We start from the raw sequence: 1,270 nt of genomic DNA, 5'->3' as shown, positions 1-1,270 counted from the left end.
GAGGTGGAGGGTCGGCCGTCCGCGGGCAGGGGGGAGCCCGGAGCGGCGTGCGTGGAAGGGGAAGAGGGAAGCGGTGGCCCCGCGTCAGACCCTGAAGACGCGTGGTCCCAGCAGTGCGTAGCGGTGCGCCTCGGCGCTGGACAGACCGGTGTCGGTGACGATCGCCTCGAAGTCGGCGACCTCGGCGAAGCGGCAGAAGCTGCTGGCGCCGAACTTGCTGTGGTGGCCCATGAACACCCGCCGCCGGGAGACTTCCAGCGCCTTGGCCTTGACGTCGGCGACGACCGGGTCGGGGGTGGTCAGGCCGAGTTCGCGGGAGATGCCGTTGGACCCGACGAACGCCAGGTCGATGACGAAGCCCGCGAGCATCGCGGTGGCCCAGGAGCCGACCGTGGCCAGTGTCCGGGCCCGGACCCGGCCGCCGAGCAGCAGAACAGTGGTGTCGGCGGAGTCCGCGACCGCCGCCGCGGTCGACAGCGACGCGGTGACCACGGTCAGCGGCCGGTCGGTCGGCAGCAGCATGGCGAGGAGCTGGGGGGTGTAGCCCTCGTCCACGAACACGGTCTCCGCCTCGCCGACCAGCTTGACCGCCTCGGCGGCGATACGGCGCTTGTCGGCGACGTGCAGGGTGAGCCGTTGCGCCATGTTCGTCTCGAAGCCCGCGCCTTCGACGGGGTAGGCCCCGCCGTAGGTGCGGCGGACCAGGCCTCGGCGCTCCAGGACGCCGAGGTCGCGGCGGATGGTTTCCGGCGCGACCTTCAGGTCGGAGGCGACCACGGTGACCTCGACCTGGCCCTGGTGGCGCGCGAGGGTGAGTATGCGGTGCTGGCGCTCCTCGGCCCGCATCGATCCCACCTCGTCTCTTCGCCGATCCGGGCACAGCGTGCCCGGTTTTGCCCGTGGAAGAGTTATACCAACGCGCTCACGCCCGCCAGTGGCCCATAACGGATGAACAAAGGCCCGGTTGTGCCCGAAACAGGAATGCATCGCCGCAGGTCACGCGGTGCCATGCCGGGGAGTGGGCGAAACCGGCGCCCAGACCGCCCGCAGCGGTGCCCGGTTTGGGCGCGGCCCGCGTCCGCGGTCGCCGCGGGCCGTCTCCCAGCCCCCCGGAGCCGCGCGCGGAGCCGGCCCCGGACGGGACGTCAGGCGGCAGGCGGCGGGGGGCCGGCGAGCGGCGGCAGGCGCCGGGGCGGGTCCGCGGGGCCGGGGGGGGGGGGGGTGGGGGTTGGGGGGGCCCCCCCGCCCGGGTGGGGGGCGGGGCGGGCGT

General features: G+C 74.3%; 1 protein-coding gene. It reads right to left on the bottom strand.

All coding sequences use genetic code 11. The annotated features are described in order from the left end of the window. Positions 1-84 precede the first annotated feature (84 nt). Entirely contained in the window at positions 85-846 is a 762-nt protein-coding gene (locus V7E46_RS33535; protein WP_329181750.1) for a DeoR/GlpR family DNA-binding transcription regulator, read from the bottom strand. Positions 847-1,270: the final 424 nt, after the last annotated feature.

Origin of the sequence: Streptomyces sp. IBSBF 2435 (assembly GCF_036815005.1) — a bacterium.
Classification (GTDB): Bacteria; Actinomycetota; Actinomycetes; order Streptomycetales; family Streptomycetaceae; genus Actinacidiphila.
This window is presented reverse-complemented; position numbering and strand designations above follow the sequence as displayed.